At 64.2% G+C, this 16,018-nt stretch carries 17 protein-coding genes and 1 tRNA gene; 11 read left to right on the top strand and 7 right to left on the bottom strand.

The annotated features are described in order from the left end of the window. The first annotated feature begins 121 nt into the window (after positions 1-121). Positions 122-649, top strand: a complete 528-nt coding sequence (locus tag MHX66_RS00500; protein WP_239198405.1) for a DUF6676 family protein — start codon at positions 122-124, stop codon at positions 647-649. 401 nt (positions 650-1,050) lie between these two features. Further along, positions 1,051-2,835 (top strand): DIP1281 family NlpC/P60 protein, encoded by a 1,785-nt coding sequence (locus tag MHX66_RS00495; protein ID WP_239198402.1) that lies wholly within the window; start codon positions 1,051-1,053, stop codon positions 2,833-2,835. 4 nt (positions 2,836-2,839) lie between these two features. On the opposite strand, the gene MHX66_RS00490 is transcribed toward MHX66_RS00495, so the two are convergent. Then, positions 2,840-3,616, bottom strand: coding sequence for a hypothetical protein (locus MHX66_RS00490; protein ID WP_239198399.1), 777 nt, complete (start codon positions 3,614-3,616; stop codon positions 2,840-2,842). Positions 3,617-3,641: 25 nt separating this feature from the next. Between MHX66_RS00490 and MHX66_RS00485 the strand changes: the two genes are divergently transcribed. The 3 genes from MHX66_RS00485 to MHX66_RS00475 are packed head-to-tail and all read left to right on the top strand — an operon-like array spanning position 3,642 to position 6,076. Further along, positions 3,642-4,472: a DUF3097 domain-containing protein gene (locus tag MHX66_RS00485; protein ID WP_239198396.1), complete on the top strand. Its 831-nt coding sequence runs from the start codon at positions 3,642-3,644 to the stop codon at positions 4,470-4,472. A gap of 22 nt (positions 4,473-4,494) precedes the next feature. Next, positions 4,495-4,935, top strand: coding sequence for an NfeD family protein (locus tag MHX66_RS00480; RefSeq protein WP_239198393.1), 441 nt, complete (start codon positions 4,495-4,497; stop codon positions 4,933-4,935). Between the two features lie 13 nt (positions 4,936-4,948). Continuing rightward, positions 4,949-6,076: an SPFH domain-containing protein gene (locus MHX66_RS00475; protein ID WP_239198390.1), complete on the top strand. Its 1,128-nt coding sequence runs from the start codon at positions 4,949-4,951 to the stop codon at positions 6,074-6,076. Here MHX66_RS00475 and MHX66_RS00470 read toward each other — a convergent pair. The 3 genes from MHX66_RS00470 to MHX66_RS00460 all read right to left on the bottom strand — a co-directional run bounded on the left by MHX66_RS00470 (position 6,073) and on the right by MHX66_RS00460 (position 7,493). Beyond that, on the bottom strand, positions 6,073-6,693 hold the full coding sequence (locus tag MHX66_RS00470; RefSeq protein ID WP_005294724.1) for a hypothetical protein: 621 nt from the start codon (positions 6,691-6,693) through the stop codon (positions 6,073-6,075). The two genes, MHX66_RS00475 and MHX66_RS00470, sit on opposite strands and share 4 nt — an antisense overlap. Positions 6,694-6,695: 2 nt before the next feature. Continuing rightward, the gene (locus tag MHX66_RS00465; protein ID WP_239198387.1) at positions 6,696-7,322 is read right to left on the bottom strand and encodes a TVP38/TMEM64 family protein; all 627 of its coding nucleotides are present in this window, start codon (positions 7,320-7,322) and stop codon (positions 6,696-6,698) included. Between the two features lie 85 nt (positions 7,323-7,407). Next, a tRNA-Leu gene (locus MHX66_RS00460) sits at positions 7,408-7,493 on the bottom strand. Between the two features lie 151 nt (positions 7,494-7,644). On the opposite strand from MHX66_RS00460, the gene MHX66_RS00455 reads away from it, so the two are divergent. Continuing rightward, positions 7,645-8,202, top strand: coding sequence for a YbhB/YbcL family Raf kinase inhibitor-like protein (locus tag MHX66_RS00455; RefSeq protein ID WP_239198384.1), 558 nt, complete (start codon positions 7,645-7,647; stop codon positions 8,200-8,202). Between the two features lies 1 nt (position 8,203). Here the strand turns inward: MHX66_RS00455 and MHX66_RS00450 are convergent, their stop codons facing one another. Then, on the bottom strand, positions 8,204-9,307 hold the full coding sequence (locus MHX66_RS00450) for a quinone-dependent dihydroorotate dehydrogenase (RefSeq protein WP_239198380.1): 1,104 nt from the start codon (positions 9,305-9,307) through the stop codon (positions 8,204-8,206). A gap of 13 nt (positions 9,308-9,320) precedes the next feature. Continuing rightward, the gene (locus MHX66_RS00445; RefSeq protein WP_239198377.1) at positions 9,321-10,403 is read right to left on the bottom strand and encodes a hypothetical protein; all 1,083 of its coding nucleotides are present in this window, start codon (positions 10,401-10,403) and stop codon (positions 9,321-9,323) included. A gap of 109 nt (positions 10,404-10,512) precedes the next feature. Between MHX66_RS00445 and MHX66_RS00440 the strand changes: the two genes are divergently transcribed. The 3 genes from MHX66_RS00440 to MHX66_RS00430 are packed head-to-tail and all read left to right on the top strand — an operon-like array spanning position 10,513 to position 13,145. Beyond that, positions 10,513-11,385, top strand: a complete 873-nt coding sequence (locus MHX66_RS00440; protein WP_239198374.1) for an undecaprenyl-diphosphate phosphatase — start codon at positions 10,513-10,515, stop codon at positions 11,383-11,385. An 11-nt stretch (positions 11,386-11,396) separates the two neighbouring features. Beyond that, positions 11,397-12,644: a cysteine--1-D-myo-inosityl 2-amino-2-deoxy-alpha-D-glucopyranoside ligase gene (gene mshC, locus MHX66_RS00435; RefSeq protein WP_239198371.1), complete on the top strand. Its 1,248-nt coding sequence runs from the start codon at positions 11,397-11,399 to the stop codon at positions 12,642-12,644. 24 nt (positions 12,645-12,668) lie between these two features. Next, positions 12,669-13,145 carry a hypothetical protein gene (locus MHX66_RS00430; protein WP_239198368.1) on the top strand — a complete coding sequence of 159 codons (477 nt, stop codon included), beginning with the start codon at positions 12,669-12,671 and terminating at the stop codon, positions 13,143-13,145. On the opposite strand, the gene MHX66_RS00425 is transcribed toward MHX66_RS00430, so the two are convergent. Next, the gene (locus MHX66_RS00425) at positions 13,142-13,987 is read right to left on the bottom strand and encodes a thioesterase family protein (RefSeq protein WP_035003951.1); all 846 of its coding nucleotides are present in this window, start codon (positions 13,985-13,987) and stop codon (positions 13,142-13,144) included. The two genes, MHX66_RS00430 and MHX66_RS00425, sit on opposite strands and share 4 nt — an antisense overlap. A 92-nt stretch (positions 13,988-14,079) precedes the next feature. On the opposite strand from MHX66_RS00425, the gene MHX66_RS00420 reads away from it, so the two are divergent. Together MHX66_RS00420 and hisG are read left to right on the top strand one after the other, a co-directional pair. After that, entirely contained in the window at positions 14,080-15,078 is a 999-nt protein-coding gene (locus MHX66_RS00420) for a phosphoribosyl-ATP diphosphatase (RefSeq protein WP_239198365.1), read from the top strand. A gap of 40 nt (positions 15,079-15,118) precedes the next feature. Next, complete coding sequence (hisG, locus tag MHX66_RS00415) at positions 15,119-15,964, top strand: ATP phosphoribosyltransferase (RefSeq protein ID WP_239198362.1); 846 nt, start codon at positions 15,119-15,121, stop codon at positions 15,962-15,964. Positions 15,965-16,018: the final 54 nt, after the last annotated feature.

The raw sequence follows: 16,018 nt of genomic DNA, 5'->3' as shown, positions 1-16,018 counted from the left end.
GGCAGCATTCTTGCCGCGACGTCACTAGAAATTTTAACAGTACGATTGTCCTGCTGCGAATCCTGCAGGTTTAAGCGTGTCGCCGATACCCCCACCCCTCTTTTGGTGCTAAAAACGTCCCATGACCGATACGCCTAACCCCGCCCCTTCGGACGACGTTGCGCAGCTCATTGCCTCTCTTAATGACGCCCCAGTCTTCGTCGCCGAGGGTTTCCCGACTGAGGTGGAGTCTGGATCGGCCGGCCTATCCAAGAGCCTCAACGAGGTGGTTGAGGCCACCGGGAGGGGAGAGTCGGCGTCCAAAATAGGCACCCTAAAGATCGGCTACATCAACCAGGACGGGGAGCGCCACAACAATCTTCGCGACATGGCGCAGAAAGTGCTGGACGGTACGGGCGCGGACACGGTGATCCTGAAGTCGCCAAGTCAGGCGACGGCTGTATCGGAGAATCTGTCGCGCTATGCCATCGAATCGAACTACACGGTTCTCTCTAGCGCTAACAGCCATCCAGAGGCGACTCAGGAGTTCCTCAACCAGGCGGCGGGGTACGAAACTCCCACAGGCCTGGCCAACGTGGGAGTGGTCCTGGCAGTGGCAGTCGCAGCCGTAATCGCTTCGTTATCAAAGCCATGGACCAAGCAGAAGTAGGTAACGGTTTAAAATAGTCAATCCTGGGGGCTTGACTAACCTTAAGGGTAAATCTAGAAAAACGGGGGCTTTCTACAGGTGACGCAATGCGACACGCCTACGCGCTCATAAATGTGCCATAAATCACACTTGTAACTTTTCCGTTACTATTCGCAGGTCAAGGCAATTGCCGTTACTTATGTGACTAGTGCGATTCATGGGATTCATGGTGAAAAAGTTTACGGCCTTGACTCGTGTGCTCTAGGGTTCCCAGTGTCAACTTTTGAAACGAGTTGATCTCGAAGTGATTTTTGAGAGTCACCCGACGGGACCTGTACTGGTCGCATGGGGAAGTGCGGCCAGCTGGACCGAGGGTTTCGCTCGCTTCAAAGCCAGTTGTATAAACACCAGGAGAATCGATCGTGACACCACGACCACAAAGCCGTAAGCGAACGGTGTTGGCCGTCGCAGTGACCGCTGGAGTGACGCTCCAGTCGACGACTATGGTCGCCCAGGCCGACGACAAGCGTACCGTTGAAAGCTTCCTGGCCGACCTCGTCGGCCAGGTTTCTCGCGCCAAGTCCCAGGTCTCCGAGATGGAGACGCTCATGGGCTCGCTGCGAGAAGATGCCAACAAGGCCCGCGTCGACCTCGTCAACAGCCAGTCCGCCGCCCAAACGGCCCAGGACAAGGTCGTGGACGCACGCGGACGCCTCAAGGATTCCGACACCGAGGTAACCAAGGCACAGTCGAAGCTGAACGACATCGCGCGTTCCGCCTACGCCCAGGGCGGCGACGCCTCCGCCGTGAACCTGGCTGCCGGCGGCAGTGACGCGGTTGGTGACACGCTCGATCGCTCCTCCTACATCGACGCAGCCTCCAAGAAGCAGAAGGACGAAGTCGACCGCCTCGACCTGGCGCGTACCCAGAACGCCAACGAGGAGTCCTCGCTGCGCGACTCCCGCGATAAGGCGAACTCCGCCGTCGACGACGCGGTAAGCAAGTACAACACCGCGCGCGACACCTTGAACAACTCCCAGAAGACCCTCACCGAGAAGCAGAAGGAATACAAGCGCCTGCTCGATGAGAAGTCGAAGGCGGAAAAGGCGCTCCGCGAGGCTCGTGCCGCCGTGGAGACCTTCACCAACACCCACCCGGAGGCTTCTAGCTGGGACAAGCGCAAGGTCGCCGAGAAGGCAGCCGAGAACGCGGGTGCCAAGGTCGAGAAGGCCGATGAAAAGGCGGAGGAGACTCAGTCCACTGAGGACGCTCAGCCGGCTGAGGCTAACGAGACCACTGAATCTGACCAGTCCGACGAGTCCCCGGCACAGGGTTCCCTTGGCAACCCGGCGGGTCTGCCGGAGCTCCCGGCGGAGCTGCAGTCCTCCTACGACCTGAACCCCAGTGGCGATGACGAGCGCCAGGCTGCCCTCGACGGTCTGCGCAAGGCCGGCGAATCCGCGCTGATGGCCGGCTTCACCACCGCATTGTCCGGAAACCCGGATGGTGCCGTGGGCGCCGCTGCCCGCGCAGGCCGCGAGACCGCAGGCCAGGAGTATGACCGCGCCATGGGCGCCGGTACAAGCACCGCGCCGGCGGCGCAGGAGACCCCGGGGGCTGCAGAGGCCCCAGAGACTCCTGAGGCTCCGGAGACGCCGGGGGCTGCAGAGACACCTGAGACCCCGGAGGCTCCCGACGCAGCTGCTACCCCGGAGACTCCGGAGGCTCCGGAAAACCCGGCTGAGGCCATCGCTGACGCCCTGGATCCGAGCAGCCCGGACACCTCCGGCACCGCCGAGGAGAAGATCGAGCGCGTCATTAAGCGCGCTGAAAGCCAGCTGGGCCTGCCCTACGCATGGGGCGGCGGTAACTTCCACGGCCCGACCAAGGGTATCCGCGACGGCGGCGTAGCCGACGCGCACGGCGACTACAACAAGGTCGGCTTCGACTGCTCCGGTCTGATGATGTACGCCTTCTACGGCGTGGGCATCGAGCTACAGCACTACTCTGGCTACCAGTACACGGCCGGCAAGCAGGTCCCTTCCTCGCAGGCCAAGCGCGGCGACATGCTGTTCTGGCCGGGCCACGTCGCCCTGTACCTGGGCGATGGCAAGATGATCGAGGCTCCGCAGTCCGGCGATGTCGTCAAGATCTCCGACGTGCGCTGGGGCGGCATGCAGCCCATGGCAGTCCGCATGATCGAGTGATGATTTAACGCAGTAGCTCCCGCTGCGCATAATCCACAGCCACCATCCGGGCGGTCCTCACCGCCCGGAGCATTGGCATTAGATGGGGGTCCAAGCTCGCACCCACCTCGGAGCGCTTCGTGACCTCCACAATCGCCGCCACTTGATCGGCCCTGGCCATCAGCTTGGCGGCGCGACTGGGCACTCCCGGCGGCATTCCGGGGAGCCCGAAGGCATCGTTCAAGGCGCCCACCGCCAGCTCGGCGCGCTGAAACGCCGCGCCACCGCTCGGCACGTGCCCCGCGTTCCGCACCATCCTCGTTGCATGATCCGCAGCCTCACGCAGCAGCTGATCCGCCTCGCCCGGCGAATAGACCGGCAGCGGCGGAACCGGGCCCTCCACCTGATCCCAGGACCAGCTGACCAGGTGGGCGTCAATAACACGAGGGCTAAGCACGTGACTGACCAAGGGGTCGCGGTCGGCAAGGATTAGTGACGCCCCCTCCGGGCCGACCGGCAGCACGGTCGCGTCGCCGGGGCCGGAGAGTGCCAGCTGGATCAGGGGACGTTCGTCCAACCCGACTGGCGCCTCGTCCGCCACGGAGCGGATCTGGCCGAGCATCTCCACGAGTCCGCCGCCGTCGGGCTCCAGGCGGTGGTGCTTGCCCTGGGTGGCGTGGAAGGCGTCGATTACTTCATCCGCCCCGATAATCCCGTGCAGCCACCAGGCCAGCCACAGGGAGGTGTTCTGCACGGGCGACCAGAGTTGCGCCCCAAGCCACGTCGGTACCGGATCAGTCATTTTTCCTAGCCTAAGCTGGTTGCCCATGAGCTTCAATTACGGTGACATCATGAAGGGTCATTCCCGCAACCAGAAACCCAGCATTCCGCGCGTCGCGCCGGAGCTGGGCATGGTGGTGGAGGTCATTGCCGACGACTTCGTCGGCGCCGTGGTGGGCGGGGAGAAGACTGCCGACGGCGACTTCATTCGCCTGGAAGATCGCTACGGTAAGACGCGCCTGTTCAAGCTACGCGAGGGCGCATTCCTACTTGAAGGCAAGCCTATTACCTTGACTCGCTACGTAGATCCCAAGATTCTGCCACCGAAGCAGCGCATCTCCAACTCCGGTTCGCGGCGCGTAGAGAACGTGCAAGCCAAGGTCGCGGCGCCCTCGCGCATTTGGGTGGAGGGCATTCACGATGCGGCGATCGTCGAACAAGTCTGGGGGCATGACTTGCGCGTGGAAGGCGTGGTCGTCGAGTACCTGGAGGGCCTCGACAATCTGCCGGAGCGGCTCGCCGAATTCCAGCCTTCAGCCACCCGCCGCGTCGGCGTGCTCGCGGACCACCTCGTCGAGGGAACGAAGGAGGCGCGGCTGACCGAATCCTTAGGCCCGCACGTGATGGTCACCGGCCACCCGTACATCGACATCTGGGAGGCCGTGAAGCCGCAAAGCGTGGGCATCCGCGCGTGGCCGAAGATCCCACGCGGCACCGACTGGAAGACCGGCGTGTGCCAAGAACTCGGATGGGGTACCCCGCAGGACGGCTGGCGCCGGGTGGCAGCTGCGGCTAAGACCTTCCGCGATCTGGACTCCACTTTGATTGGTGCGGTGGAAAGGTTGATCGATTTCGTTACTGTCCCACCGGAATACTGAACCACCAACTAGGATCCTGACTATGGGTCCGATCATTTGGTTAATCGCGGCAGGAGTGCTGGCTCTCGGCGAGCTCCTGGTAGCGGACATGTCCTTGCTCATGCTCAGCGCGGCCGCGTTGATCACCGCCGGAGTTTCGCTGGCGGATATTCCGGTGTGGGCGGAGATTGTGGTTTTCGGCGTGGCTTCGCTAGCGACCACCCTGGCGATCCGGCCCATCCTACGCAAACGCTTCCTGCAGACGACTCCGACGCGCACGTTTGACTACGCCGAGCTGACCGGCAAGACCGCTGAGGTAGTAGAGGCTGTCACCGACGATGTGCAAAGCGGTGGCATGGTGCGCATCGCCGGCGAGCTGTGGTCAGCCCGCTCGGCGAACGTGGGGGATACTTACCCCCAAGGAGAGTCCGTGCAAGTGATAGACATCGACGGCACGACGGCGGTCGTGTGGCGAAACAATTAGAAGGGCTTAAGGCATGAGCTTCACAATTTTCTTGGTGATCTTACTGGTCATCATTGCGACGATCATCATCAAGATGGTCGCCCTCATCCCGCAGGGTGAGGCGGCAGTCATCGAACGCTTGGGTACGTACACCCGCACTGTTTCTGGCGGTCTGACGATCCTCGTTCCGTTCGTCGACCGAATCCGCGACAAGGTCGATACCCGTGAGCAGGTAGTGAGCTTCCCGCCCCAGGCCGTGATCACGCAGGATAACCTGACCGTCGCCATCGACACCGTGGTTACCTTCCAGATCAACGATCCGGCCCGCGCCATCTACGGCGTGAACAACTACATCGTCGGCGTGGAGCAGATCTCCGTCGCCACGCTGCGCGATGTGGTTGGTGGCATGACGCTGGAGGAGACCCTGACTTCCCGTGAGGTCATCAACCGCCGCCTGCGCGGCGAGCTGGATGCGGCCACCACCAAGTGGGGCCTGCGCATCTCCCGCGTGGAGCTGAAGGCCATCGACCCGCCGGCATCCATCCAGCAGTCGATGGAGATGCAGATGAAGGCGGACCGCGAGAAGCGCGCCATGATTCTTACCGCCGAGGGTCGCCGCGAGTCGGACATCAAGACCGCCGAGGGTGAGAAGCAGGCCCGCATCCTGGCCGCCGAGGGTGAAAAGCACGCGCACATCCTGGCCGCAGAGGCCGAGCGCCAGGCAGCCATCCTGCGCGCGGAGGGTACCCGCGCGGCCCGCTACCTGGAGGCCCAGGGTGAGGCCAAGGCCATCCAGAAGGTCAACGCCGCCATCAAGTCCGCCCAGGTCACGCCGGAGGTGCTGGCCTACCAGTACCTGGAGAAGCTGCCGGAGATGGCGAAGGGCTCTGCCAACAAGACCTGGATGATCCCAATGCAGTTCGGCGACTCCCTGGAGCAGTTCGCCAAGGCCCTGGCCAAGAAGGACGACGAGGGCGTTTTCCGTTACGAGCCGAAGCCGGTGGACGATGCCACTCGCGAGCAGGCCAACGAGTCGAGCTCCGAGGATTGGTTCAACACCGCCTCCTCACCCGAGATCGCCGAGGCAGTTGCCGCCGCCAACGCCGTGGCAAACAAGCCCGTCGACGAAGCGGCGCTTGATAATCCCTACAACGAACGCTAGTTCTTTAGCTCGTCTGCCCTGGCCAGCATGTGCACGGCCAGGGTCCAGCCGGCCTGCTCCGCATGCCAGCCCGCTGCGGCCAGCCGCTGACTCATCGCCTGCTTGCTGATGCCCACAATTTCCGCCGCCTCGGCCTGCAAGTGCCCAGCGCGCAGCAGGGCAGTGGCCTCGCGGCCCTCCTTTGTGCGCCGCGCCAGCACGTGGGCCAGCAGGGTGAAGGCCGCCGCGATGTCCTGGGCGACTTCGGCCGCCCGCCCCGGGGCGATCACACCGCCCGGGCCTGGCTTCTCAATCCGCACCGATACCGCACCCGCACGCTGCGAGCGGGTCACCGCGCGGGTGGCTGCACCGATGGTCTCTTCCACGGACGACGGGGCGTCCCCATCAACCTCCGCAACCACCGAGCCAATGCCGAGCGCGAAGTCACCCGCCTGCAGCAAAGACATCACCAGACCGCCGGCCTCGTCGGGGCCTGGCGCGATGCAGACGAAGTCCTCGATGCCCTTCATCTCCACGGACTCGACCATCGAGGATCGCTCCAGCGCCGCCGCGACGTCGCGGACGTACTCTCCACGGCGTTGCGAACGGCCCCGATAGGCGGCATACACGGCAAACATGTTTATAAACCTACTTCATTGGCTTTGCGCAGCTGGCGCCAGAGTCGAATCTCGTTCGCGGCGAGCGCGAAACCGGCGCACACCACCACAACGCTGAGGAGCAGAATCCACGGCTGACCGCCCGTTGCGAGCGCGTCGGAGGCCATGGCCGTGGCGATGGTGTTCGGCGCAGAACCCACGATTGTGGCCAGCACATAGGGCACAAACGGGATGCGGCTCAGCCCACAGGCGTAGTTCAGCAGCGAGAAGGGTATGGCCGGAACCATGCGCAGCCCCAGCACGGCAATCCAGCCGCGCTCGGCGATCCTTTCCTGCAGAAACTGGATGCGCTGGGCATCGCGGGTCTTCTTTTCCACCCACTTGCCACCGACGGCATGCACCAAAACCAGCGACAGCGCGGCAGAGGCGCCCACGCCCACCAGCGCCAGCACTGAACCCCACAGGGACCCGAACATCACTCCTGCGGCAATGGTCCAGATGGTGCGGGGGAGCGGCAGCTGGGTAAAGGCGACCAACAGCACCACAAAAGTCAACGGCGCCCACGCGCCCGAGGAGGCCACCCAGGTGCGAATATCCTCCACCGCGGGTTTCGGGACGAAGTAGACGAAAGCGACCAGCAGGATGGACACGAGGACGCTTAGGAAGCGGTACCGCAGCTTTAGCCCCCACCACGCGCTAAAGGCGTGGCCTACAAAGCGGGGGATTTTCATGTTGTGTCCGGAGGGGGACTTGAACCCCCACGTCCGTTAATAGGACACTAGCACCTCAAGCTAGCGCGTCTGCCATTCCGCCACCCGGACTTGGGTTGCGCACACCACGAGAAGTGGTGGCAACTCCCGTCACTTTAATGCCAAGCCAGTGATTTACACAAATACACAGGTCAGGACGAGTTACTTGTATATGGATAAGCACTTTAGTGCGCTCGTCGAAAGCTTTGACTAGCGTGGTGCTATGTCCGATAACAACGCACAGCACCAGCCCACTTATATCGACGACCGTTTCCCCGGCCCGGATCCGTACGCGCCGCTGACGGACCTGCCCGCACTGGAGGTCACCAGCGAGACCTTCGCCGACGGCGATCGTCTACCCGAGGACCAGCTGGGAGGCAACGACGTCTCGCCCCAGCTGAGCTGGTCTAAAGGCCCGGAGGGCACGAAGACTTACGCGGTTACCTGTTTTGATCCGGACGCCCCTACGGCCAGCGGCTTCTGGCACTGGGCAGTCTTTAACATTCCGGCGGATGTAACCTCCCTGCCTCTCGGTGCTGGCAACGAGGACCTAAGCGGCCTGCCCGAGGGGGCGGTGGCGCTACGCGGCGACAGCCGTTCCTGGGGCTACTACGGCGCCAACCCGCCGGCCGGCCACGGCCCACACCGCTACTTGTTCGCCGTCCATGCGGTGGGCGAGGAGCTGGACATCGATGACCGCCAAACCCCGACCGTCCTGGGCTTTAACCTGAACTTCAAGGCGACCGCCCGCGGCATCATCTGGGGATGGGCAGAAAACTAGTTTAGGCCTCCACCCACGGCAACCCGCTGCCCACGGCCTGCGAGATGTTCTCCAGGCCGTGGGCTTTCAGCTGTGCGGACAGACCCTGGTGGATCTCGCGGATCCAATCCGGGCCGCCGTAGATGAACGGTGTGTAGCCCTGGATCAGGCTGGCACCAGCGGCGATGCGCTCCCACGCTGCACGCGGGGAGTCGATTCCGCCCACGCCGATCAAAACCAGCTTCCCGTCGGCGCGGGCCGCCAGGCGGCGCAGCACCTCCAGCGCGCGGGCCGCCACCGGAGCGCCGGAAATTCCGCCCGCACCCATCGCCTCCATCTCGTGTGCCGGGGTCTTCAGCCCCTCGCGGCTGATGGTGGTGTTCGTGGCGATCAGCCCCGTCACGCCCATCTCGATGGCCAGGTCGCAGACCTTGTCGATGTCCTCATCGCTCAGGTCCGGGGCGATCTTCACGAACAGTGGGCGGCTGCTTTCCTCCTGCACTGCACGGATGATCGGGCGCAGGGACTCCACCGCCTGCAGGTCGCGCAGCCCCGGGGTGTTGGGGGAGGAGACGTTGATCACCAGGTAGTCGGCCACCCCGCCGATTGCCTTGGCTGACTCGCGGTAGTCGCGATCCGCAATCTCGGCAGCCACCAGCTTGGACTTGCCCAGGTTCGCGCCCACCGGGATGTCCGTGCTGCGCTTCTGCAAGCGCATAGCGGCTGCGCGGGAGCCCTCGTTGTTGAACCCCATGCGGTTGAGGATGGCCTTGTCCTCCGGTAGGCGGAACAGTCGCGGGGTGGGGTTTCCTGGCTGTGCCAGGGCAGTTACGGTGCCGATCTCCGCGAAGCCGAAGCCCAGCGGGCCCCAGGCGTCGACCTCTTTGGCGTCCTTGTCGAATCCCGCGGCTAGGCCGAGCGGACGCGGGAAGGTGATCCCGGCGATCTGCTGGCTCAGCGCCTCATCGTGCACGGCCAGCGCGCCATCCATAGCGGAGAGGGCAGCCCTGGATCCCGCCACCTGCTGCAAGCCGCGGGACATTAGTCCGTGGATGCGCTCTGGGCGCAGGGTAAACATCCCCTTCAGCGCCATCTGATAGGCGCCGTGGCGAAACTTCTTCAGCATTTCTGATCCCCTTTTATCCCTTCTTCACCGGATACTCTTCATCCGGCGTCGTCTGCTTATCCTTCACCGCGTCATCCACACTCTGTGCGCTGTACACATTGACCTTGCCGTCCTCTGTGACCAGCACCAACGCGCCGCTGGCGACGTCCATAACTTCGCGCACCTTGCTCGGTGCCTCTATCTCGGCAACCTTCATGGGCGCACCGCTATCAATGCGGAAGGACGTAAGCTTATTTTCTTCTGTCGAGCCGACCCAGGCCAGCTGGCGCTTCGCGTCCCACGCCACGCCCCACGGGGAAGCCTTCGTGGGGATCGCCTGGTGGAGGCGCACAACGTCGTTCATGGTGTAAATCAGCATCTGGTTTTGGCGCGCGTCACTGGCGACTAGCACCCCGTCGTCACCGCGTCCAGTGGCCACCTGCCCCACGCCCTGGCCAATGCGCAGGGAAGCATTCAGCGAGCCATCGTCCACGTCCACATCGTTAATGCTGGTCTGCCCCCGGTCAATTAGCGCCACGCGCTGCCCGCGTCCGTGAGGATTGACTAACACGGCCTCGTCCAGGCTACGACTTACGATCGCATCGCCGGTCTCGTTGCCGTCCTTGTCGTAGAAGCGGGCCTTATCCTCGCCAGCTTTGCCCAGCACAGCCTTGCCGTTATCCAGGAAGGTCACGGTGGTCACCTTGCCGTCCACATCCAGACTGCGAATTTCCTTACCGTCCGGACCCAGCTCAATTGCCTTGTCCTGACAAGCCACCGCCACGCCAGTCGCGGTGGTGGAAATGTTGTCGCAGGAATCATCCACATCTACCTGACGCGGCTCGTCCTTGGGGCTGGTGGCGTCAATAAAGTGCACCTTGCCCTTCGTAAGTATCGCAACCTGGTTCGCCCCCGGCGCGTTCTCGTCGGCAGAAAGGCCGATGCGCGCGGCCCCGAGGGTAGGCGCATCCAGCTTGATCTGCTCGCCCAGGCCGGAGGAGCTATCAGGGGAGTCCTGTGGCTGCGCGGGCTCACCGGCAACGGGCGCGTTGTCTACCGGATCGTCGGATCCACAGGCAGTAAGTGCCCCCAGAGCCAGGGCGGCAGTGGCGGTCACACAGAGGGTTCGGCTAAAGCGATTGACGTGCACATTCACAAGTTCTAACGCTACCAGTCCGGCCACGTCACTCTTTCAAGGCGGGGGAGAAGGACTAGGCTCAATCCCCATGACTACAGATATGACTTGGGCGCAGACGATCATTCTGTCGCTTATCCAAGGCCTCACGGAGTTCCTACCTGTGTCTTCGTCCGGCCACCTGCGCATCTTTTCCACCCTGTTGTGGGGCGAAGATGCCGGCGCGTCATTCACGGCCGTTATCCAGTTGGGCACAGAACTGGCAGTGCTGGTGTTCTTCGCCAAGGACATCTGGAACATCGCCAGCGCCTGGTGCAAGGGCGTGTGGGAGTGGCTCACCGACCTCACCGGAAAGCACGGCCGCCGCGTTCACCGCCAGACCTTCGACTACCGGATGGGCTGGATGGTCATCGTCGGTACCCTGCCCGTGGCCGTACTGGGCTACCTGGGCAAGGACCTGATCCGCGATAACCTGCGCAATCTCTGGATCACCGCCACGATGCTGGTGCTGTTCTCCTTCGTCTTCATCCTCGCCGAGCGCATGGGCCGCCGCGAGCGCAGCTTCGACCAGCTGACCATGCGCGATTCGGTGATCATGGGCTTCGCGCAGTGCCTGGCGCTCATCCCGGGTGTGTCCCGCTCCGGCGGCACGGTCTCGGCTGGCCTGTTCTTGAACCTGGATCGCGAGGTCGCCACCCGTTACTCTTTCCTGCTCGCCATCCCTGCTGTGCTGGCCTCGGGGCTTTTCTCGCTTCCTGACGCCTTTAGCCCCGACGCCGGACAGGCCGCCTCAGGCGCCCAGTTGTTCGTGGGCACCGCAATTGCCTTTGCCGTGGGCTATGCGTCTATCGCCTGGCTGCTGAAGTTCGTGGCCAACCACTCCTTTGCCTGGTTCGCGCTGTGGCGCATCCCGCTGGGCCTGGCGGTCATGGCCCTGCTCGCATTCGGGGTACTGCCAGCCTAGAATCGGAACCCATGCACTCTTGGCCCGAACCGGAAGTCCCACAGCTGCCGGGTGAAGCCCCGCAGCTTCGCCTGTACGACACCGCCGACGACGTGGTGAAACCCGTCGAGATTCCCGCCGGGGAGGTGGGGATGTACGTCTGCGGCATTACTCCGTACGACTCCACCCACCTGGGCCACGCAGCCACCTATCTGACCTTCGACCTGATCCACCGCTACCTGCGCGCGGGCGGGCACGGCGTGCACTACGTGCAGAACATCACCGACGTGGACGATCCGCTGTTCGAGCGCGCCGAGCGGGACGGGGTGGATTGGCAGGATCTGGGCACCAGCCAGATCGACCTGTTCCGCTCCGACATGGAGGACCTGGCGGTCATCCCGCCGCGCGACTACATCGGCGCGATGGAATCCATCGACGAGGTCATCGAGATGGTGGCCAAGCTCCTGGAAGTCGGCGCCGCCTACCAGCTGGAGGGCGACAAATACCCGGACATCTACGCCGACTACACCTTCCTGCCGCAGTTCGGCTATGAGTCCCGCTACAGCGAAGAGCAGATGGCGGAGTTCTTCGCCGAGCGTGGGGGAGACCCGGAGCGCCCCGGCAAGCGGCACCCGATGGACGCGCTACTGTGGCGCGCCCACCGCGACGGCGAGCCGAAGTGGGAGTCTCCCTTTGGCGCCGGTCGCCCCGGCTGGCACATCGAATGCTCAGCCATTGCCGTCAACCGTCTAGGCGCCCCCTTCGCAATCCAAGGTGGCGGCAGCGACCTGCGCTTCCCGCACCACGAGTTCTCCGCCACCCACGCCGAGGCCGCCCACGGAGTAGATCGCATGGCCCACCACTACGTCCACACCGGCATGATCGGCCTGGACGGCACCAAGATGAGCAAGTCGCTGGGCAACCTCGTGTTCGTCTCCAAGCTCACCGCCGCCGGCCACGAGCCCGCGGCCATCCGCCTGGGCGTGTACGCGGGCCACTATCGCCAGGACCGCGACTGGACCAAGGAAGTGCTGGCTCACGCCGAGCATCGCCTGGCCACCTGGCGGGCGGCCCTGGCCGCAGGCTCCACCACGACCGACGAGGCCCGCGAGCTGGTAGCCACCGTCCGCGGCCACCTGGCCAACGACCTCGACACGGCGGCGGCCCTGGAGGCGCTCGACGACTGGGCCGCCGCCACCAAGGCTGGGGTGGCAGGGGACGAGGCTGCGGCGTCAGAAATAAAAACCGCAATCTATGCGCTGCTGGGCGTGCGACTCTAGCTCGCACAGGGCAAACTGTCTCTTATGAGCACCACACAGCTGAGCACAGCCACCACATCCGCCCGCGAGGAGTTCCTCGACAACCTGCGCCAAATGGCGACAGGCAGCTACCTGCGCGACGAGGATCGCGAGTTTTGGGAGGCTCCGTACCCAGAGTCCGCGGTGGACGACGCCCAGGCCATCGTCGACGGCATGCTGCAGGCCGCGCAGTCCGTGGCCGCCAGCAGCGAAGCAGAGCTGACAAAAATCGCCGCCTCCCTGCACCTGCAGAACACGGAGGAAAGCGCGGACGAGCAGCCCACCGCAACCACCCTGGCTATCGCAGCCGTGATCAACCAGCACATCGAGAAGCTCAAGGCGCTCTCCGCCCGCCACGAGGAGGCGCTGTTGGAGGACGAGGAGATCAAGGACCTGCTCGCCCTGGTGGAGAAACTGGCCGTAGACCTGGATGCCGACGAGATGTTCGTGACCACTCAGGCCGAGGCCGTCTGCGAGGCCTAGCGCGGGGCCAGCATGATCCCCTGGTTGCAGGTGCCGATGAGCCCCTGCTCGTCGTAGATCCGCGTGACGGTGGTGCCGATGCCGTCGGTGCCGTAGTTGGCCTCCGCGGATAGGCCCAGCCACTCTCCGCGCATCTCGTGGTGCAGGTAGACGGTGGTGTCGACGTTCATGTACGTCCACTTGTCCGTATCCAGCAGGTTATTCAGGCCGTTGGCGATGTCCACCGTCTTCATCAGGCGCACCCACGTGGAATCTTCCTTACCCTCGACGGCGGGCAGGTCGGTGCGCGACCAGTAGATTGCGGGGTTGCGGGATTCGTCGACGTTCAGGTGGCGCTCGTCCAGGTCGGCACGGCGGGCCTCGATGGAGTTGATGTAACCACTGGCCCAGCGTTCGAGGAAGTCGCTGCCATCCCCGGCGCCGGCCGGGCCAGGCATCGGCTCGCCGACGGTGCGCTCGATCTCCTTTGTATCCCCGCGGCGGATCCACCAGCCGGAGCCGCGGATAAACTCGCGGCCGGATTCGTCGGTGACGATGGCCTCCAGGAAGCTGATGCGCTTTCCGGGGCGCACCACCCGCGCGTGGGTGCGCAGCTCGCTGAGCGGCACCGCGCCCAGGATCTCCACGGTCATGCGGCTAAAACGGCCCTCTTCCAGGGACAGCCCGGCATCGCGCGCGCCGTCTTCCAGCACCGTGGCTACCAGCGCGGCGGGCGGGGAGCCGTGCTGGAAGCCCGGCCCCCAGGGGCTTTCCGTGTGCTGGGTGGGGTGGTAGTTGCGGTAGATCTGGCCTTCTTCCTCCGTGACCTTGCCGGGGACGAAGTATGCCGACTGCTCGCTCATCGTGCTCCTTACTCCTGGGGTGTGTCCTACGTCACTAACTATGGCACAGGGGCGCCGGTGGGAAGCGCAATTGACCTAAACTGAACGGCATCATGAAAGCAATACTTTGGGACATGGACGGCACCCTGGTCGATACCGAACCGCTGTGGGGCATCGCAACCTTCGAGATGGGCGAGAAGATGGGGCGCCCGCTGACCGCGGAGGTACGCGAGAAGACGGTCGGCGCGACCACCCCCACCACCGTCGAGATCTGCGCGGCTCATGCGGGGTTGGTGCTTGATGACGCCGCCAAGGCCGACTGGCTTAACTTCATGTACACGCGCGTCGAGGAGCTCCTTGCGGGGCAGCTGGAGTTCCGCCCCGGTATCAGGAAGATTCTTAGCGAGGCCAAGGCCGCCGGGTTCCCGATGGCGCTGGTGACAAACACGAACCGCGCCCTGACGGAGGTTTCGCTGAACTCCATTGGCCGCGAGTTCTTCGACTTCACCCTGTGCGGCGACGAAGTACCCAATGGCAAGCCCGCCCCGGATATCTACGCCACCGCCGCCGCGCGCTTTGGTTTCGCCCCCGACGAGTGCCTGGTGGTGGAGGATTCCACCACGGGCATGACTGCCGCCCGTGACGCGGGCTGCCGCGTGCTGGGCGCTCCCACCGACCCGGAGACCGCGATCCCGGAGGGGGTGCGCACCCTGGCCGAGCTGCGCGAGGGAGCCCAGGACTTGAGAGGCTACGCATTGGAGGATCTGCGCCGAATTTACGCAGAGCTGGGGCGCACTGCGCCGGCCGATGTGCGATCTGCCACAATGGAAGGCGTGAACGAACAAGAACTCAAGACCTTCGATTCCCTTTTCGCCGAGTTGTCTTCCCGCGCCAAGGAGCGCCCCGAGGGCTCCGGCACGGTCAAGGCTCTGGACGCCGGGGTGCATTTCCAGGGCAAGAAGATCGTCGAAGAGGCCGGCGAGGTGTGGCTGGCCGCGGAGTACGAGTCTGACGAGGAGCTGGCCGAGGAGATCTCCCAGCTGCTGTACTGGCTGCAAGTCGTGATGGTTGGCCGTGGCCTGACCCCCGCTGACGTTTACAAGTACCTCTAGACCACATAAAGCAAACCCGAGAAAGGCAGCCACCACGATCATGCTGCGCGTCGCAGTCCCCAACAAGGGTTCCCTGTCCGAGACGGCCACCTCGATCCTGAAGGAGGCCGGCTACGCCACCCGCGGCGATTCGAAGTCTCTGACTATCGCCGACGAGGACAACGGGGTAGAGTTCTACTTTCTGCGCCCCAAGGACATCGCGATTTACATCGCCTCCGGCCACCTGGACATCGGCATCACCGGCCGCGACCTGGCCGCGGACACGCGCGAGGAGGTCGACGAGCTGCTACCCCTGGGCTTCGGCGCCTCCACCTTCCGCTATGCCGCTCCGAAGGACGAGGCCTGGACGGTAGAGCAGCTCGCCGGCAAGCGCATCGCCACCAGCTACCCGAACCTGGTGCGCAAGGACCTCGCCAACCGGGGTCTGGAGGCACAGGTGATTCGCTTGGACGGCGCCGTGGAGATCTCCATCCGCCTGGGCGTGGCCGACGTCATCGCCGACGTGGTCTCCACCGGGCGGACGCTGCGTCAGCAGGGGCTGAAGCCGTTTGGCGAGCCGCTGTGCGTCTCCGAGGCCGTGATCGTCGGCCGCAAGGGCGCGGAGGTGACCGCCGAGCAGCGGGTGCTCATCAAGCGCATCCAGGGCATCCTGCACGCCCACAACTACGTGATGCTGGACTACAACGTGGCCCGCGAGAACCTGGACAAGGTCGCCGCGATCACGCCGGGGCTGTCCGCCCCGACCGTCTCCCCGCTGGCCAACGACAGCTGGGTGGCCGTCCGCGCGATGGTGCCAAAGACCCAGGCCAACTCCCTGATGGACGAGCTTTCCGCCCTCGGCGCGGAGGCAATTCTGGCTACTGACATAAGGATCGCGCGCATCTAGGTCCAATTTCGTTAGGGTGGGGGAACAGAAAGTTGTTCCCCAACCAGAGGACGA

It is taken from the genome of Corynebacterium sp. ACRPH (genome assembly GCF_022347285.1).
Taxonomy (GTDB): Bacteria; Actinomycetota; Actinomycetes; order Mycobacteriales; family Mycobacteriaceae; genus Corynebacterium.
Note: the sequence above shows the minus strand (reverse complement) of the source record. Positions and strands in the feature narration are given on the sequence as shown.